Source organism: Polaromonas sp. P1_G4 (assembly GCF_056405475.1).
Genome location: NZ_JBFUCA010000035.1, coordinates 1 through 15,953 on the forward strand (window position 1 = coordinate 1; position 15,953 = coordinate 15,953).

The window sequence follows — 15,953 nt, forward strand, 5'->3', positions numbered from 1 at the left end:
CGCCTGACTCGCCGGAGGCCGCGCACCATGAAAAACCCCAGCAACACGCCCAGCAACAAGCATTTGCTCGCCGAGCTGAAGAACATTGCCGAAGGCCTGGGCAAAACGTTCGCGCCGTTTTGCGAAGTGGTGGTGCATGACCTGACACACCCGAAGAACGCGATCCTGGCGATTGAAAACAACCTGAGCGGCCGCCGCCTGGGCCAGCCCGCCACCGAGCTGGGCCTGGCGCGCATCCAGGACCCGGACTACCCCGCGGTGATCGCCAACTACGCCAACCAGTTTGCCGACGGCCGCAAGGTCAAGAGCACGTCGGTGGGCATTCGCAATGAAGAAGGCGAGTATGTGGCGGCGATCTGCCTGAACGTGGACCTGACGCTGTTCAACGGCTTCCAGGCGGCGATGTCGCAGTTCACCGCCATTGAAAGCAGCGCCGTCACCGAAACACTGGACGCCGCCAATGCCGACCGCATACAACAGTGCATTGACGAATTTGCCGCGGCCCGCGCCACCACCTCACGCTCGCTCAAGCCGGCAGACCGCAAGCAGCTGGTGCAAGACCTCAGGAAAGCGGGCTACCTGGAGATTCGCCGCGGCGCGGAGATAGCCGCCGCGCACATGGGCGTTTCGCGCGCCACGGTGTACAGCGACGCGAAGTAGGCGAAAACCAGCCGAAAAAGCTCTGCACAGCCAAAAATTAGCCGATTTTGAGCATGAAATTGACCGTCAGCCCAATCAGAACCGGCGCGAGCAGCTATAAAAAAGATAGCGACCACGGGGCGGCACACACAGCAAGGCGTTGAGGCAAAACCCTTACAAAAGAACTCTTACAAATCCCACAGCGCCCAACGCCCACGCGGGCGCTATTGGGATGATGATGTTGTACGAATAACCTGAGGAGGACGACATGAAATTCACCCTGATCAAAACAACCACGGCCCTGGCGGCAATGGCCGCGCTGGGCGGCTGCGCAAGCGGTGTGGGCGTGYAGCCCAACATCAAACCGGTCTGGCTGGGCGGCATCACCACCGGCGTGTACGACGGCGGCAACGACGACTTGCTGACCGCCGGCCTGGGCAAGAGCGGCCTGGCCGCAACGGCGCCGCTGCCGGTCGACCCCCTGAACCCGAGCGCGGCCGAGTTGCGCCGGATTGCGATTTACAACAACTACCGCGCCATCCTCGACATTTCCGCGGGTGGCGGCTACGGCACGCTGTACGGCCCCAACGTGGATGCCAAAGGCAATATCACCGCCAGTGAAGGCAAGATCGCCGGTACCGAATACATCGCCTATTCAGACGACGGCAGTGGCCGCCAGAACGTCACGATGATGGTGCAGGTGCCGGCCAGCTTCAACCCGGCGAGCCCGTGCATCGTCACCGGCACCTCGAGCGGTTCGCGCGGTATCTACGGCGCGATTGGTTCGTCGGGTGAATGGGGCCTGAAAAACGGCTGCGCCGTGGCCTATACCGACAAGGGCACCGGCAGCGGCATGCACGACCTGCAGAACAACACGGTGAACCTGCAGAACGGCCTGCGTGCCGACGCAGTGGCGGCCGGCACGGCCTCCAACTTCACCGCCAACCTGACACAGGCTGAGCGCACAGCCTTCAACGCGGCCACGCCCAACCGTTTTGCCGTGAAGCATGCGCATTCACAGCAGAATTCCGAAAAAGACTGGGGCCGCTACACGCTGCAGGCGGTTGAGTTTGCCTACTTCGTGCTGAACGAGCGCTATGGCAAGCCTTCGCCCGACGGTGGCGGCCGCCTGAAGACGCTGAACCCGTCGAACACCATCGTGATTGCCTCCAGCGTGTCCAACGGCGCGGGTGCGGCACTGGCCGCGGCCGAGCAGGACACGCAGGGGCTCATCAGCGGCGTGGCCGTGGGCGAGCCCCAGGTGCAGCTGGTGCCCGATGCGCGGCTGAGCGTGCGGCGCGGCAGCAGCACGCTGGCCGGCACCGGCAAGCCGCTTTATGACTACACCACACTGGCCAACCTGCTGCAGCCTTGTGCTGCGCTGGCCTCGCCCGCCACCAATGTCTTCAACACCATCAACCCGGTCATCGCCGCGAGCCGCTGCAGTGCGCTTAAGGCCAACGGCATGGTCGCGGGCAACACCACGGCCGAGCAGGCGGGCAGCGCCATGGCCACGCTGGTGCAGGCAGGCTGGCAGCCCGAGGGCAACGACCTGCAGGCGTCGCACTATTCGTTTGCCACCCTGCCGGTGGCGCTGACCTACGCCAATGCCTACGGCCGTGCCGGCGTGCAGGACAACCTCTGTGGCTACAGCTTTGCCGCCACGGCCCCTGCCGCTTCGCCCACGCCCAACCTGCCGGTGCCTGCGCCGGCGGGCCCGCTGGCCACGTCATTCGGCACCGGCAACGGCATACCGCCCACGGTGGGCGTGAACATCGTCAACAACGCCAGCCTCGGCGGCCCGATGCTGGACTCGGCCTCCATCTCTGCCGGCAACGTGCAGGACTACAACAGCGCCGGCGCCCTGTGCCTGCGCAACCTGGCCACGGGAAACACCCCCGACGCCCTGCGCGTGCGCGAAGGCATCCAGCAGGTGCTGCGCACGGCCAACCTGCAGGGCAAGCCTGCGCTGATCGTGCATGGCCGCTCTGACACGCTGGTGCCGGTGGCGTTTACCTCGCGCCCCTACTTTGGCCTGAACAAGATGGTGGAGGGTTCGCGCAGCAAGCTCTCGTACGTCGAAGTCACCAACGCCCAGCACTTTGATGCCTTCCTGGGGTTCCCCGGCTATGGCCAGCGGCTGGTGCCGCTGCACCGCTATTTCATCCAGGCCATGGACATGATGTATGCCCACCTCAAAACCGGCGCACCGCTGCCGGCCAGCCAGGTGGTGCGCACTGTGCCGCGCGGCCTGAGTGGCACCACGCCCAACCCGATCACGCCCGCCAATGTGCCGCCCATCAAGCTACAGGCGGACGCGCCGGACCGGATCACGTTCTCCAGCAATGTGGTGACGGTGGCTGATTGAGTGATGAAGGCGTACAGGAAAACAGGGACCGACATGCGTTTGGGTGCTTGGCCTACGCTGCGTTCCCGGCAGCCCGGTATCTTGGTAACTGGCTGACGTGACACGACGAACGTTGGCCCGGGATACCCCTCGCGATGGCCTCGCAAGGGTCTCGCCAGGGTTTCCTGGACCTTCCCGTCGAATTCATCAGGAGTCATCATGAACAAGGATCAAGTCAAAGGCGCAGCCAAAGACGCAGCTGGCAAGGCACAGGAAGCTGCCGGCAAGCTCGTGGGCAGCAAGGACCAGCAAGCCAAGGGCCTGGCCAAGCAGGTGGAAGGCTCTGTGCAGAAGAATTATGGTGATGCCAAGGAAGTCGTGAAAGACGCGACCAAGGGCAACAAAGGCTTCTGAAGCTTTTGAGCCAGCATGTCCGGCTTGCCGGGCAGCCAGAACAGCGGCGCATTGGCGCCGCTTTTTTATGGGCGTTTGTTTTTAGCCCTGCGCGGCGGCAGGCAGACCCGGCCAGCCACCTATCCGGGATGCCCGTCCGCGCGCGCACGGGTCAGGGCCGGCCAGTAGCCCACGGCATACAGCGCGAAGCCTGCGGACCACAGTGCGGCCGAAACCAGCACGGCGTGCAGCGTCTCGGCCGGCGCGATGATCGGCACGAACACGCGCACCAGTGCCGAAGCGAGGACAAGCACATAGCAGGTGACTTCGGTGCGGCCCGCCTGGAGCGGCCGGCCGGTATGGCCGAGCGCGGTGCGCGTCATCATGCCGATGATGAGCCCGCCGATGGCGCCCACCGTCAACGCGTGGGTTGCCGCAGAGGGCGTGACCCAGCCAGCTGCGGCCAGGACGCGCAGCACCAGGTGCACCGGAATCCAGAAGTAGGCGGCATGCAGTACCCAGACCAGCGGTGTGTGCATGGTCTTCCACGGTTGCCACAGTGCCCAGCGCACAAGGTGTGCGGCYGCGCAAACACCGGCCAGCGCCGCCAGGGGCGCGCCCTGCAGCTGCAGCGCATCGGCCAGCAGCAGCGCCAGCACCGAGCCCAGCGCTGCTTTCTCGAGCCAGGGGCGGCGGGTGGCGTTGGCACCCGGCACGCCGTTGTTGGTAAACATGGGGATCACGCGGCCACCCATCACGGCCATGATGAAGAGCATGACGTCAAGCGCAGCCTGAATGCCGACCCAGCCTGGCAGCTGCATGAGCCCGAGCTGCGCAAGATGCACCGCCAGCACGGCCACCGCCATCAGCAGCAGCAAGCCGATGAAAAAGTAGTTGCGGCGATTGCGCGCGGCGATGAAGGGAACCGCCAGCGCAACGGCCGCGACCAGCGGAAACGCAACGTTGACCGCCGCCGCAGCCCAGCCGAAGGGCGTGAGCACAAGCACCCGCCCGGCCACCCAGAGCGCCGCCAGCGCGGCCAGCGGCAGGCCGGTGGGCGTGGGGCGGTTGGACCAGTTGCGCCCGGCCGTGAACAGGAAGCCCACCACCACAGCCAGCGTGAAGCCGAACAGCATTTCGTGCGCATGCCACATCGGCCCCTGCAGGTAGGGCTGGCCCAGCCAGCCGGCGAACTGCAGCGCCCACAGGCCAATCGACAGCGCAGCGAACACGCTTGCCAGCAGGTAGAAGGGCCGAAAGCCGGTTTGCCAGAGCGCGATGCCTTGCGGTCCCGCCGTCGGAAAAGGTGAGCTGTCAGGCGGGGTTTTGATGGGGATGGACTGTGTCATAGCGAGGTCTTTCCGGGTTGCGTGGCGATCGTTGCGCCGTCGTTGATACGCCATGCGACAGCGGCGCCAGCGACGGTTGCGGCAAAGAGCGCGATGGCTGCGGCGTTGAGGGTGGCGCCGGTGGCGCGCAGCGGCGGGTCGAACAGGCCGAAGCCGAGCCGCGCGATGAGGGACAGGTGAAGCGCCGCGAGCGGCACGTAGAAGAAAGCGCCGAACTGCAGCTTCACGCGTGCGATGGCCGGCAGGATCACCGGCGCGTGGCCCATCATCATGCTGACAATAAACCCCAGGCCGAGCGCGTGAAGCGCCATGTCGCGCAACGGCAAGCCCAGCGCCGTGGCGGCCCATGCCGCGCCGGCCACCGCCAGCCAGCCGTAGCCGCTGAGTAGGCACACCGCCATGTAGCGGCTGAGCCCGTGGGCCAGCACCGTGCGGCGGGCAATGTCGAATATGGCCAGCCACATTGCCAGCAAGGCCAGTGCTGCGCCGTACAGCAGCCCGCCCCACACGGGTGATACGGCCGACGCCGCGGCGCCGACAAGCATGGCAGGCAGCACGGCCTGGAGCGACCACTGCGCGGCGGGTCGGCGGCGCATCAGGCGCGTCATTTCCAGGCGTTCGGCCGCGATGGTCATCACGAGGAAGGCGAACCACCATGGCAGGATCGCGCCGCTGCCGAAACCGAATGCGAACAGCAGGTTGCCGGCCAGCCAGGCCCCCGCGCCGGCGAGCAGCAGCCAGGTGTGAGCCGCGCGCTGGCGCCACACCACCACGGCATTGACGGCCGTAAAAGCAGCCGCTGCGGCTACGCCCAGCCAGGCGCCTGCCTGTGCCTGCCCGAGCAGCAGGCACAGGCCGCCCAGGCCCGAGGCGAGAGGCGCAAAAAAAGCGGCACGCAGTTTGACGGCCACCGCCCGTTCAATACCGATGACCGTGCCCAGGAAGCCGCAGATCATCAGTGCGGCATGCGAAAGGGCGGCATGGCCGAGCCAGGCGGCATCGGCCACGGCGGGCAGGGCCACGCCTGCGCGCAGCAAGCCACCTGCGATACCGGCCAGCAGCGACAGCACCACTACTGCCGGCAGCAGTAGCCGCGCGCCCACCTTGACCCAGGGCGGCGCGGCTCTGTGGTGCAGCGTTGGGCGAAGCGGGCGTGAGGGTTTCACCAGCCCATGAAGCGCTTGGCGCTCTCGCTCATTTGGTCGGTAGACCAGGGAGGGTCCCACACCAGTTCGACTTCGATCAGGAGTTCGGGCGGCACGGCGCGGTCCAGCTCGGTTTCCACTTCTTCGATGATGAGGTCGGTCACCGGGCAGGCGGCTGAGGTCATTGTCAGCAGCACATGCAATTTTTCTCCGGTCACGGTGACGCCATAGATCAGCCCGACGTCGACGATGGTCATCGCGACCTCCGGGTCGACCACCCGCCTCAGCGCGTCGATGATGGGCTGGCGCAGCGCCTCGGGCCCGTCGTAGGGAAAGGGTGGCTTGCACACGCTTGCGGCAACGCCGGTGCCGGCGGGGGCTGCATTCATGAGGCACGCCCGGCCGGTGAAGCGGCAGCCGTGCGGCCGGTGAAGAACACCCTGGCGAGCGACTGACGGTTGCGAGCGAGGTCTGCCAGCGTGTAGCGGTCGAGCACGCCGTAAAACGCGTCGACCGCTTCGCCAAGCACGCCGCGCAGGCGGCAGATGCGGGTGATGGCGCAATGGCCGCCCGCCGCTTCAAAGCATTCGGCCGGTACGTCCGTTCCTTCGGTTGCGCGCACCACCTCGCCCACAACGATCAGCTCCGGCGCTTTCGCCAGTGCCAGCCCGCCGCCCTTGCCGCGCACGTTGGCCAGCCAGCCGTTCTTGCCGAGGAAGTGCACGACCTTGGTCAGGTGGTGTTCGGACACGTCAAACGCATCCGCTATCCCGGCGATGGTGGCGCGCCGCTCTGGCTGCGCCGCCAGGTAGATCAACACACGCAGGCTGTAGTCGGTGAAAGCCGTGAGTTTCATGGCGGCTTGCCGGGTCAGGGCCCCGCTGTTGCGGGCACCGCGGTCATGCCGGCCGGCTGCACGGCCGGGCGGCGCAGCAGGCGCGCGGCGTACCAGGCCAGGAAGCACGCACCGATGGCGAACAGGATGTCGCCGGGCACGCGCATCCAGACCAGGGTTTCCATCACGCCGGAGTGGATGATCTCGGGCGAGCGGGCGTACCACAGACCCTTGGTGATGCTGGCCCAGGCCTGGTAGATGCCGGCAGGCAGCAGCGACAGGAAGACCATCATTGCCAGGCCGATGTTCAGGCTCCAGAAGGCGGGCTTGAGCAGGTTGTCGGCATGCAGGTGGCGCGCATACAGGCCGCGCAGGCAGAACAGCATGAGGCCGATGCCCAGCATGCCGTAGACACCGAACAGCGCGGCATGGCCGTGGGCCGCCGTCATGTTCAGCCCCTGCATGTAGTACAGCGAGGCCGGCGGATTGATGGCAAAGCCCAGCAGGCCGGCGCCCACGGTGTTCCAGAAACCGACTGCCACAAAACACATCACGGGCCATTGGTAGGTGGCGAGCCACGGCATGGCTTTGGAGCGCCGGTAAGTTTGCAGGGCTTCCAGGCCGATCAGTGTCAGCGGCACCACTTCGAGCGCCGAGAACACCGCGCCGACGGCGATGACCGAGATCGGCGTGCCGGTGAAATACAGGTGGTGCAGGGTGCCCAGGATGCCGCCGAACAGGAACACGATGGTCTCGGCGATGATGGCGCGGTTGGCGCTTTCGGTGCGCACCAGGCCCAGCTTGGTGAAGATCAGCGCGACGACGGCGGTGGCGAACACTTCAAAGAAGCCTTCCACCCAGAGGTGGACCAGCCACCAGCGCCAGTACTCGATCATCGAATAGTGGGTGTGCTGGCCCCAGGTGAGTGACGAGGCGTAGAAGCCGCCAATGCAGGTGGCCGACAGGAACACCATGGCGATCAGGCCGCGCGTTTCCGAAGGTTTGACCAGTGCCGGCCACAGCGCGCGGCCCAGCAGGAATACCCAGAACAGCAGGCCCACGAACAGCAGCAGCTGCCAGACGCGGCCCATGCTGGTGAACTCCAGGCCCTGGTTGCCGATCCAGAAGCTGAAGTCGACGCCGCGATGCTGCAGCGTGCCCAGCCAGCCGGTGGCGGTAGAGCCGACCACGATGGCGATCAACGCCCAGAACAGCACGTCGACGCCGAGCTTTTGCAGCTTGGGTTCACGGCCCGACAGCAGCGGTGCGATGTAAAGGCCCGTAGCCAGCCAGGCGGTGGCGATCCAGAAGATGCCGACTTGCGTGTGCACCGTGCGGCTGACCACATAGGGCAGCACCTGCGCAAGCGGCAGGCCGAAGAAGGATGACCCCTCAACTGCGTAATGCGCGGTGACCACGCCCATGCCGATTTGCAGCAGCATCAGGCCGATCACGGCAAAGAAGTACTTGCGCGTGGCCTTCATCGAAGGTGTGGCAACGGCGCCCAGCAAAGGGTCGGCCTGGGGCGGCTGCGCCTCAGGCCCATGCCGCTGGCTTCCGTGCAGCCACAGCATGGCGGCGATGCAGGCCAGCAACAGGACGATGCTGACCATCGACCAGATGGCGGCCGAGTTGGTCATGGTGTTGCCCACCAGCGGCTCGTGCGGCCAGTTGCTGGTGTATGAGAGGTTCTCTTCTCCGGGACGGTCGGTGACGGCGGCCCAGGAAGTCCAGAAGAAGAATGCCGCGAGCGCCTGGCGGTCGGCCGCGTCGGGCAGCGCGCCTTCGATCATGGCGTATTGCTCGCGCAAGGCGTCCAGGCTGGCGTCGTGGCCGAACAGGCCTTCGTAGTGGCGCGCCACCTCACGGATGGCTTGCGCCCGCGCGGGTGTGACGGTGACGGCGCCGCTGGCCGCGTCATAGGTGTTGCGGCGCATTTCTTCCTTGAGCGCCGCTGCGACTGCGCCGCGGTCTGAGGCCGTGAGCGCGGCGGGCGCCTTGCGAAGCTCCTGCGTGCGCAGGGCCTGCAGGGCCAGCGCTTCCCGATGCAGCCAGTCGGCAGACCAGTCCGGCGCCACATAAGCGCCGTGGCCCCAGACGCTGCCTTGTTGCTGGCCGCCGCTGGCCAGCCAGGCGCGCTGCCCTCTTTGCACTTGCTCGCCCGTGAAAAGCACGTCGCCTGTGGTGCTGACGACGGCTGTGGGGATGGGTGGTGCGGTCAGGTAAATCTGCCAGCCGAGGTAGCCGAGCGCCCCGAAGGACAGGACGAATACGAAGCCGAGCCAGCGCCACAGCATGTTGTTGTTTTTCATCGGGTTTTCTTGGGAAGTCTTGAGTGGGAAKGCGTGGAAGTTAGCCGCCACCGCAGGCGCCGCAGCACTGCTTGCTACCCTGCGCGGGTGCAAGCCGGGTGATGGCGACGCGCCAGGTGTCGGGCCCCTGCTCCAGGTAGTCCCAGGAGAATCTGCCGGGCAGGTCCATCATGAACCGGGCATGCAGGGGCTTCGGGTTGTGGTCGTTGATCAACTCCATGGCCTGGCCGGTGCCGAGTTGGCCGAATGTCGAGAAGACCAGCGGATGGCGCTCGCTGGGCGCGAGCTCGCGGAGATCCACCCTGGTGTGGGAAGCGGTGTGTGTCATGGGGATTCTTTCAAAGGAATCGCGAGTGGTCTTCATAAGATGCATTCGAGATACACCTATGGTTAGCCATCGGTCCCTGGGCGCTGTTGATGCAGATCAAACGGAGCCGCGATAGGTCGCTATAGACAGCGATTCCCGGGGGTTTGCTTTTTGAAGCCGACGAAGCGTGCGGCAGCGCCTAGACGCACGCTGGCGGGTGAGCGTGGTTTCGGTGCGGTTTCGGAGGGCGGGCTCAGCGGACGCTCATGGGCACCGCTTGAAAGAGCTCATATCAAGGCCTGCCGGGTAGCGACAAGAGCGGCATGGCGCCGCTTTTGTGTGTGGGCTTGTTTTAGCGGGCGCCTGAGCAGAACGCCTGCCGCTTGAACGTGGGGATTACTGGGGCAGCAGCGGAGCCGTACCGCCCAGGCTGGCCGCATGGGCCTGGCAATAAAGCACCAGCTTTTCCACGTCCTGCGATTTGTCGAACACCTCGTCGGCGCCGAGCTCGCGGCAGTAGTGCAGGATGTTTTCCTGGTTGTGGCTGGTCAGCACCACGACCTTCTGGCGGGCCGTGCGCTGCTGGCAGTCTTTCAGCACGCCAAAGCCGGAGCCTTCGGCGAGAAAGAGGTCGACGATTGCAAGGTCCCAGTCATCGTGGTGGGAACCCAGCCACTGGCGGGCACTGGACTCGGAATCGGCGTGGCCGACGAAACGCAGGGGTGCGATTTCTTCCATGGCCTCAACCAGTGTTTTGCGTATGTCCGGCTTGTCTTCGAMAAGAAACGCGTTGATGACCATGGGTACCTCTGAAGTTAATCCATGAAGTTAGCCATCATCCTGCGCCGGGGCTGTGGTCGTGCATCACCGGGGGATGTAGGCTCAATCCCACTGTAGTTCAGCGGGCTCCCCAGAGCGGTAACGGTACGTAACGCTAACGGCTTAATCGCCGAACGGTCACGTTGCGCAGATTAATGGTGGTGTCCATGCTCGCCGTGCACATGGCGGTGGGCAATTTCTTCCTCCGAAGCAGCGCGCACGTCAGTCACTTTCAGGGTGAAACGCAGGGCCTTGCCGGCCAGCGGGTGGTTGCCGTCCAGCAGGACGGTGTCGCCCTTGATCTTCGTGACGTTGAAGACATGCTCGCGGCCGTCGTCGCCCCGGCCTTCGAGCTGGCCGCCCACTTTGACCCCGGGCGGAAACTGCGTGCGGGGGATGGTGCGCACCAGGCTTTCGTCGCGCAGGCCGAAGGCGTCCGCCGGCTCCAGCGCCAACACGGTCTGGAAGCCTTTTTCCTGGCCGTCCAGCGCTTCTTCGATCTTGGGCAGGGTGTTGCCATAGCCGCCGTGCAGGTAAACCATGGGGGCGCTGCTTTGCTCGACCAGCTTGCCCTGGGCGTCTGCCACCTTGTAGCTAAGGGTAACGGCGGTGTTTTTTCCGATTTTCATGGTGTTTTTCCAGATCTCTGGTGCGTGAAAAACGCTGATTCTCGCCGACCCGGGCCAAAACCGTCCGGACGGCCGGGCACCGCGGTGCAGTGCCCCCTTGAGGCGTGGGGGTTTGACGCGGCCTTGCAGCGCCGGTACGAGATCTTCATAGAATCATGCAACATGATAAGTTACATGAAATTAAGAGGCCGGCTTTCCGCCGTTTTGCATGCCCTGCTGCATATGGCCCATCGCCAGGGGCCGATGACGTCGGACGAGCTGGCGGCCTGCCTGCGCACGCACCCGGTGGTGGTGCGGCGCACCATGGCAAGCCTGCGTGATGCCGGTTTTGTGGTGTCGGAGCGAGGCCATGGCGGCGGCTGGGTGCTGGCGCGGGAGCTGGCTTCCGTCACGCTGCTGGACGTGCAGATGGCTGTGGGCGATGCCGGCGCGCCGGGCGCCGAAGAAGGCGCCCATGCGGACGGCTGTGTCATTGAACAGTCTGTGCAGCGCGCCCTGGCCGGCAGCCTGCGCGAKGCGGAAGCCCTGCTGATGAAACGCCTGGCGGAAGTCACGCTGGCCGACCTGTCGGCCGATTTCAACCGCGCGATGGCTGCGCACGCCCTGTCACCGGAGGCCTCCCATGCTGTATGACGCCATCATTGTGGGCGGAAGCTTTGCGGGGCAGTCTGCGGCATTGCAGCTGGCTCGCGCCAGAAGAAATGTGCTGGTGATCGACGCGGGCCTGCCGCGCAACCGCTTCGCCCCGGAGTCTCACGGCGTGCTGGGGCACGACGGCAAGCCGGGCTTCGAACTCCTGGCGACGGCCCGGGAGCAGCTGCTGGCCTATCCGACGGCAAAGATCTTCAGCGGCCGTGTGACCCGCATTGAAACCGGCGAGGCAGGATTTGTGGCGGAAGCGGAAGAGGGCATGCGCTGGTTCACCGGGCGCCGCCTGTTGCTGGCCACCGGCGTGACGGACGTGCTGCCCGACATCCCCGGCCTGGAGGCGCGCTGGGGCAAGACGGTGGTGCACTGTCCCTATTGCCATGGCTATGAAATCGGCGGTGGCGCCGTCGGTGTGCTGGGCACGGGCCCGATGTCGGTACACCAGGCGCTGATGTTTGCCGACTGGGGCGAGGTGACCCTGTTTACGCAAGGCGTGGTCGATGTGTCGGCCGAAGAGCATGGGCTGCTGGCCGCGCGCAAGGTCAGGGTCGAGCCCAGTCCTGTCGCCGAACTGCAGGGCACGGCGCCCGCGCTGGAAAGCGTGCTGTTGCAGGATGGCCGGCGCGTGGCGATCAAGGCCTTGCTGGTGGGCACGCAGGTGCGCATGGCCAGTCCGCTGGCTGAAGCGCTGGGCTGCGCGTTTGACGATTCACCGTTTGGCCCCATCGTGCGCGTCGATGCCTGGGGCATGACCAGCGTGGATGGCGTGTACGCTGCCGGCGACATGGCGCGCGTGCCGCACAGCATCACCTTCGCCACTGCCGGGGGTGTGGCGGCCGGCGTCAGGCTGCACTCTTCGCTGATCACGGAAGACGCGCAACGCGGGGAAACCGCAGCGGCATAACGCGGAAGAACGGGCGGAACGCGGCGTAAAAAGGCGGGGCTGGTTAAAGTGGTTGAAAGAGGCTGAAAAGGCCTCAATTGCCTTTTTTCACCCTGCTCACGCTTGCCCTGCCATGAACCCGTCCGAGACCGAAACCATTGAACTGCTGCCCGTGAACGGCGCCCCCCGTCAACTGTTTGTGCTGCTGCACGACGCGGGAGGCACGGCCACCGACATGCTGGAGCTGGGTAACCTGCTGGGCGGCGCATTTCCCGAGGCGGCGGTGCTGATTCCGGAAGGCCTTTCGGGCCCGCATGCCGATGCGGCAGGCGCTACCGCTGCGGGCAAAGATGACGCCGCTGCGCTGGCCGCGCGCGTGGAGGTTCTGGCGGCTTTTGTGCGTGCGCAGCAGCAGCGCTTTGAGATCCTGCAGTCGGACACCGCACTGGCCGGCTTTGGCGCCGGTGCGAGCCTGGCGCTGGCGCTGAGCGATGCGCACGACGGCCTGGCCGGCCGCCTGCTGGCCTTCGGCGGCGGCTACCAGATCTGGCCTGCAAAAGCGCCCGCACTCACCACCCTGCATCTGCTGCACGGGCAAAACGACGACGTGGTGCCGCTGGCACGCACGCGCGGCGACTTCGACCACCTGATGGAACTCGGCGCCGACGCCACCCTGGACGTTGCCGCCAGGCTGGGCCACGAGCTGCACCCCGCGCTGATGGACCAGGCCGTGACGCGCCTGCAGACCTGCGTGCCGCTGCGGCACTGGAAAGCCGTCTGAATAAACCCACCCCCGTCCGGGCTCACTGCGTGTAGCCCGTTCCCCCTCAAGGGGGCGGTGAACCGGTACACCCCTATCGGGCTCACTGCGTGTAGCCCTTTTCCCCTTGCAGGGGACGGTGCCTGCGGCCCCCTCGGGGGGCAGGAAGCTACACGAAGTGAGCGACCGTGGGGGTCTTATCTAGCAAGGCCGCAAGGCCTTGCCCGCCAACTGCGGCTTGAGCAACTCCAGTTTGGCCATGAGCGGCGCATCAACGGCCGGGAGTTTGAGGAGCTGGCCGCGTATTTCAGGCTGCTCCTGCACCACCTTGGCGGTGCGTACGCCGCGCGTGGCGACCTTGGCCAGTTCACGCTCTGCGTCGGCCTGGGAGCTGAAGTGGCCGAGCGAGAGGCCAGGTCCCAGCGAGGAGTTGAGCAAGGGCTCAAACGACACGCCCATGCCGCGCAGCTCGCTGCGCTTTTTGGCCAGTGCGTCCTCGTTGGTGTATTTGCCCATGTAGATGATCCAGCGGCCCGGCTCCGAGCTGTTCTCGAGTGACCAGCTGCCGATGGGCAGGCTGGCCTCCAGTCCGAAGCGCAGGGCGATGGTCTGCTCGGGGGTGAAAAGGCCGGCCTGCAGGCATTCAGGGGCGGGCGGCGGCGCTGCAGCGGTGGTGCTGGTGCTTTCCAGCTGGCCGGCATCGGTGGCGCTCAAAAGGCGCATCGCCTTGGGCCGGATCTGCTGCGCCAGGCGCTGGGGCTCGGCCTGCACGACGGGTGCAAAACCGTAGTCGGCCAGCAGGCCTTGCGTCCAGGCGAAGTAGCCTGCGTTGRCCAGGACCAGCGCCAGCACCAGCAGCCTCAGCATGGGTCCGCGCCCTTCGCTGGCTGCGCCGCCACGGGCCGTACGCTGACTTCGGAGCTGGTGATTTGTTTCATGCCAGCCGCAGTATGCACCAGCAGCGCGCCGTTTTCGCCCACACCGTGGGCCGTGCCTTCCAGGCCGTTCTGGCCGTCGGACAGCTGCACGGCCCGGCCTGCCAGAACGTCGCGCGCCGCAAAACGCGCCTGGAAAGGCGCAAAGCCAAAGCGTTCAAACGCCTGCATCGCCTGCACCAGAGGCGGCACGATGCGCAGCAAGGTGGCGGGTGCGTCCAGCGTCGGCAGCAGCGTCTGCAAGCCGCCCGGCGGAATGCCGGGCATGGCGGGTGCGTCAGCCGCAACGGGGATTTCCACCGCGCGGATGTTGATGCCGATGCCGACCACCACGTAACGGATGCCTTCCCAGCTGGCGGTTTCCACCAGGATGCCGGCCAGCTTGCGGTCGCCTTCGGGTGTGGACAGCCAGAGGTCATTGGGCCATTTCAGGCCGATGCGGGGTTTGGCGGCCTGGCCGGAGGCGCTGCCGGCGAACGGCTCAAGGCTTTCGGCTACGCTGATGCCGGCCACCAGGGAGAGGCCGGACCAGTCGGCGGGCGCAAGCGGCAGGCCCAGCGAAAACGTGAGGCTGTCGCCGCGGCGGCTTTGCCACTGGCGGCCCAGCCGGCCGCGCCCGGCGGTTTGCTGTTCGGCCACCAGCAGCAGGGGCTCTGGACGGGGCAGGACACCGGGGCTGCCGCGAAAACGCCGCATCAGCTCGGTGTTGCTCGAATCAATCTCGGGCAGGACTTCCACCGTGAACCCCGGCAAGGACGGCGCCAGGGCCTCCCAGAGAGCTTCGGCGGGCCAGCGGATGGGGGATGTAAGGGGAGTGCTCATGAGAAGGTTGCAGCCGGTTGCGCCGGCGGCATGGCCTGTGAAGCGGGTTGAGCGCCTGCTCAGTCCTTCTTTTTCTTTTTGGGTTTCTTGCCGGCCTTTTTATCGGCTGCCTTTTTGTCAGCCTTGGCTTCAGCCTTTTTGTTGGCTTTTTTTGTGGACTTCTTTTTGTCCTTGTTCTTGTTCTTTTTCTTGCCTTCGTCGTCCTTGGGCGCCAGCAGGGTGCCGCGGCAGTTTTTGGCGCCGCACCAGCAGGGGTATTCGGCCAGCAGCTTCTTGGTGTAAGGCGCGTCGATGATCAGGCCGTAGTCGTAAAACAGCTCTTCGCCGGCCTTGATGTTGCGCAGCGCCTTGATGAAGACGCGGCCGCCCTCTTCGTCGGCTTCGCAGTTGGGCTTGCAGCTGTGGTTGATCCAGCGCGAGGAATTGCCGCCGTGTTTGGCGTCGATCACATGCTCTTCGTCGATGTGGAAGTAGAACGTGTGGTTGGGGTCCTTGGGGTCGTGCGGGTGGCGGCGCAGCGCCTCTTTCCAGTTGATGATTTCGCCGACATATTCGATCAGCGTTTCACCTTCAGCCAGGTCCTGCACTGCGAACACACCCTTGCCGTGGACGCCGGAACGCCGCGTCTGGATGCGGCGCCCGTCGGCAGCCGGAGCCGCGGGTTTGGAAGGAGATGCGGGGACTGCGGAAGCCTGGGTTTTTGACACGACGTATTTTTTTGGTATGGTTAATTCATGCATGTGCGCGTGYGTGCGCATGCGTGCGCACCCGCGCGCGTACATGCGCGAGAGCCGCTATTGTAGTGATGCGCCCAAGGAGTCCCCGTGTTCAACCGCAGAAACCTGATGCAGACCGCTGCTGCCCTTGCCTTGCCGACCGCGGCGGGGCTGGGCCTGCCGGCGTGGTCCAAAGGCGGGGAAAGCCCCTTGCCCAAGGCCGGCAGCACCCTGCCTTTGCCGGCCGTCACGCTGCTGGACGGCAGCGCCTGGAAGCCTGTCGAGGTGGCCGGAAAGACGCTTGTGGTGTACTGGTGGGCCAGCTGGTGCCCTTTTTGTGCGGTGCAGTCGCCCCATATAGAAGCTTTGTGGCGGGCCCAGAAGGCCAACGGGCTGGAGGTGCTGGCCCTGTCG

The 15,953-nt window shown here is 65.7% G+C and carries 18 protein-coding genes; 7 read left to right on the forward strand and 11 right to left on the reverse strand.

What is annotated here, in order from left to right; translation table 11 throughout:
* The first annotated feature begins 27 nt into the window (after window positions 1–27).
* From AC1D1X_RS03285 to AC1D1X_RS03295, 3 genes are all read left to right on the forward strand, one after another.
* Entirely contained in the window at window positions 28–660 is a 633-nt protein-coding gene (locus AC1D1X_RS03285) for a helix-turn-helix transcriptional regulator (protein WP_477670553.1), read from the forward strand.
* A gap of 247 nt (window positions 661–907) precedes the next feature.
* Window positions 908–3,007 (forward strand): D-(-)-3-hydroxybutyrate oligomer hydrolase, encoded by a 2,100-nt coding sequence (locus AC1D1X_RS03290; protein WP_477697822.1) that lies wholly within the window; start codon window positions 908–910, stop codon window positions 3,005–3,007.
* Between the two features lie 198 nt (window positions 3,008–3,205).
* Window positions 3,206–3,400 (forward strand): CsbD family protein, encoded by a 195-nt coding sequence (locus AC1D1X_RS03295; protein WP_477648761.1) that lies wholly within the window; start codon window positions 3,206–3,208, stop codon window positions 3,398–3,400.
* A gap of 119 nt (window positions 3,401–3,519) precedes the next feature.
* Here AC1D1X_RS03295 and AC1D1X_RS03300 read toward each other — a convergent pair whose 3' ends face one another.
* The 8 genes from AC1D1X_RS03300 to AC1D1X_RS03335 all read right to left on the reverse strand — a co-directional run bounded on the left by AC1D1X_RS03300 (window position 3,520) and on the right by AC1D1X_RS03335 (window position 10,775).
* Window positions 3,520–4,728 (reverse strand): NnrS family protein, encoded by a 1,209-nt coding sequence (locus AC1D1X_RS03300; RefSeq protein WP_477670555.1) that lies wholly within the window; start codon window positions 4,726–4,728, stop codon window positions 3,520–3,522.
* Entirely contained in the window at window positions 4,725–5,894 is a 1,170-nt protein-coding gene (locus AC1D1X_RS03305; protein ID WP_477670556.1) for a hypothetical protein, read from the reverse strand. The genes AC1D1X_RS03300 and AC1D1X_RS03305 overlap by 4 nt, the downstream gene beginning before the upstream one ends.
* Window positions 5,891–6,262, reverse strand: a complete 372-nt coding sequence (locus AC1D1X_RS03310; RefSeq protein ID WP_477670557.1) for a metal-sulfur cluster assembly factor — start codon at window positions 6,260–6,262, stop codon at window positions 5,891–5,893. Before AC1D1X_RS03310 ends, AC1D1X_RS03305 begins: the two co-directional genes overlap by 4 nt.
* Window positions 6,259–6,729 carry an RrF2 family transcriptional regulator gene (locus AC1D1X_RS03315; RefSeq protein ID WP_477670558.1) on the reverse strand — a complete coding sequence of 157 codons (471 nt, stop codon included), beginning with the start codon at window positions 6,727–6,729 and terminating at the stop codon, window positions 6,259–6,261. Before AC1D1X_RS03315 ends, AC1D1X_RS03310 begins: the two co-directional genes overlap by 4 nt.
* Before the next feature lie 14 nt (window positions 6,730–6,743).
* Window positions 6,744–9,020, reverse strand: a complete 2,277-nt coding sequence (locus tag AC1D1X_RS03320) for a nitric-oxide reductase large subunit (RefSeq protein ID WP_477670559.1) — start codon at window positions 9,018–9,020, stop codon at window positions 6,744–6,746.
* Between the two features lie 40 nt (window positions 9,021–9,060).
* Window positions 9,061–9,348, reverse strand: coding sequence for a DUF2249 domain-containing protein (locus AC1D1X_RS03325; protein WP_477670560.1), 288 nt, complete (start codon window positions 9,346–9,348; stop codon window positions 9,061–9,063).
* Window positions 9,349–9,723: 375 nt separating this feature from the next.
* Window positions 9,724–10,128 carry a response regulator gene (locus AC1D1X_RS03330; RefSeq protein ID WP_477697823.1) on the reverse strand — a complete coding sequence of 135 codons (405 nt, stop codon included), beginning with the start codon at window positions 10,126–10,128 and terminating at the stop codon, window positions 9,724–9,726.
* Between the two features lie 170 nt (window positions 10,129–10,298).
* Window positions 10,299–10,775 (reverse strand): FKBP-type peptidyl-prolyl cis-trans isomerase, encoded by a 477-nt coding sequence (locus AC1D1X_RS03335; protein WP_457282038.1) that lies wholly within the window; start codon window positions 10,773–10,775, stop codon window positions 10,299–10,301.
* A gap of 174 nt (window positions 10,776–10,949) precedes the next feature.
* Here AC1D1X_RS03335 and AC1D1X_RS03340 point away from each other — a divergent pair, with 174 nt between their 5' ends.
* From AC1D1X_RS03340 to ypfH, 3 genes are all read left to right on the forward strand, one after another.
* The gene (locus tag AC1D1X_RS03340; RefSeq protein WP_477697824.1) at window positions 10,950–11,408 is read left to right on the forward strand and encodes an Rrf2 family transcriptional regulator; all 459 of its coding nucleotides are present in this window, start codon (window positions 10,950–10,952) and stop codon (window positions 11,406–11,408) included.
* Window positions 11,398–12,327 carry an NAD(P)/FAD-dependent oxidoreductase gene (locus tag AC1D1X_RS03345; protein WP_477670563.1) on the forward strand — a complete coding sequence of 310 codons (930 nt, stop codon included), beginning with the start codon at window positions 11,398–11,400 and terminating at the stop codon, window positions 12,325–12,327. Before AC1D1X_RS03340 ends, AC1D1X_RS03345 begins: the two co-directional genes overlap by 11 nt.
* A 112-nt stretch (window positions 12,328–12,439) precedes the next feature.
* The gene (ypfH, locus tag AC1D1X_RS03350; RefSeq protein WP_477670564.1) at window positions 12,440–13,087 is read left to right on the forward strand and encodes an esterase; all 648 of its coding nucleotides are present in this window, start codon (window positions 12,440–12,442) and stop codon (window positions 13,085–13,087) included.
* Window positions 13,088–13,267: 180 nt separating this feature from the next.
* On the opposite strand, the gene AC1D1X_RS03355 is transcribed toward ypfH, so the two are convergent.
* The 3 genes from AC1D1X_RS03355 to AC1D1X_RS03365 are packed head-to-tail and all read right to left on the reverse strand — an operon-like array spanning window position 13,268 to window position 15,563.
* A complete protein-coding gene (locus AC1D1X_RS03355; RefSeq protein ID WP_477697825.1) occupies window positions 13,268–13,933 on the reverse strand; it encodes an SPOR domain-containing protein in 666 nt (221 codons plus the stop codon).
* Window positions 13,927–14,823 (reverse strand): biotin--[acetyl-CoA-carboxylase] ligase, encoded by an 897-nt coding sequence (locus AC1D1X_RS03360; protein WP_477670566.1) that lies wholly within the window; start codon window positions 14,821–14,823, stop codon window positions 13,927–13,929. The genes AC1D1X_RS03355 and AC1D1X_RS03360 overlap by 7 nt, the downstream gene beginning before the upstream one ends.
* Before the next feature lie 59 nt (window positions 14,824–14,882).
* Window positions 14,883–15,563, reverse strand: a complete 681-nt coding sequence (locus AC1D1X_RS03365; protein ID WP_477670567.1) for an SET domain-containing protein — start codon at window positions 15,561–15,563, stop codon at window positions 14,883–14,885.
* A gap of 84 nt (window positions 15,564–15,647) precedes the next feature.
* Between AC1D1X_RS03365 and AC1D1X_RS03370 the strand changes: the two genes are divergently transcribed.
* Window positions 15,648–15,953, forward strand: a 306-nt coding sequence (locus AC1D1X_RS03370; protein WP_477697826.1) for a peroxiredoxin family protein, incomplete at its 3' end; no start/stop codon positions are given.

Bases quoted from the DNA above. Each gene is read 5' to 3' on its own strand.
- AC1D1X_RS03285 (WP_477670553.1), top strand. From the start codon at position 28: ATGAAAAACCCCAGCAACACGCCCAGCAACAAGCATTTGCTCGCCGAG.
- AC1D1X_RS03365 (WP_477670567.1), bottom strand. From the start codon at position 15,563: ATGCATGAATTAACCATACCAAAAAAATACGTCGTGTCAAAAACCCAG.
- AC1D1X_RS03345 (WP_477670563.1), top strand. From the start codon at position 11,398: ATGCTGTATGACGCCATCATTGTGGGCGGAAGCTTTGCGGGGCAGTCT.
- AC1D1X_RS03315 (WP_477670558.1), bottom strand. From the start codon at position 6,729: ATGAAACTCACGGCTTTCACCGACTACAGCCTGCGTGTGTTGATCTAC.
- AC1D1X_RS03325 (WP_477670560.1), bottom strand. From the start codon at position 9,348: ATGACACACACCGCTTCCCACACCAGGGTGGATCTCCGCGAGCTCGCG.
- AC1D1X_RS03360 (WP_477670566.1), bottom strand. From the start codon at position 14,823: ATGAGCACTCCCCTTACATCCCCCATCCGCTGGCCCGCCGAAGCTCTC.
- AC1D1X_RS03320 (WP_477670559.1), bottom strand. From the start codon at position 9,020: ATGAAAAACAACAACATGCTGTGGCGCTGGCTCGGCTTCGTATTCGTC.
- ypfH (WP_477670564.1), top strand. From the start codon at position 12,440: ATGAACCCGTCCGAGACCGAAACCATTGAACTGCTGCCCGTGAACGGC.
- AC1D1X_RS03295 (WP_477648761.1), top strand. From the start codon at position 3,206: ATGAACAAGGATCAAGTCAAAGGCGCAGCCAAAGACGCAGCTGGCAAG.
- AC1D1X_RS03310 (WP_477670557.1), bottom strand. From the start codon at position 6,262: ATGAATGCAGCCCCCGCCGGCACCGGCGTTGCCGCAAGCGTGTGCAAG.
- AC1D1X_RS03335 (WP_457282038.1), bottom strand. From the start codon at position 10,775: ATGAAAATCGGAAAAAACACCGCCGTTACCCTTAGCTACAAGGTGGCA.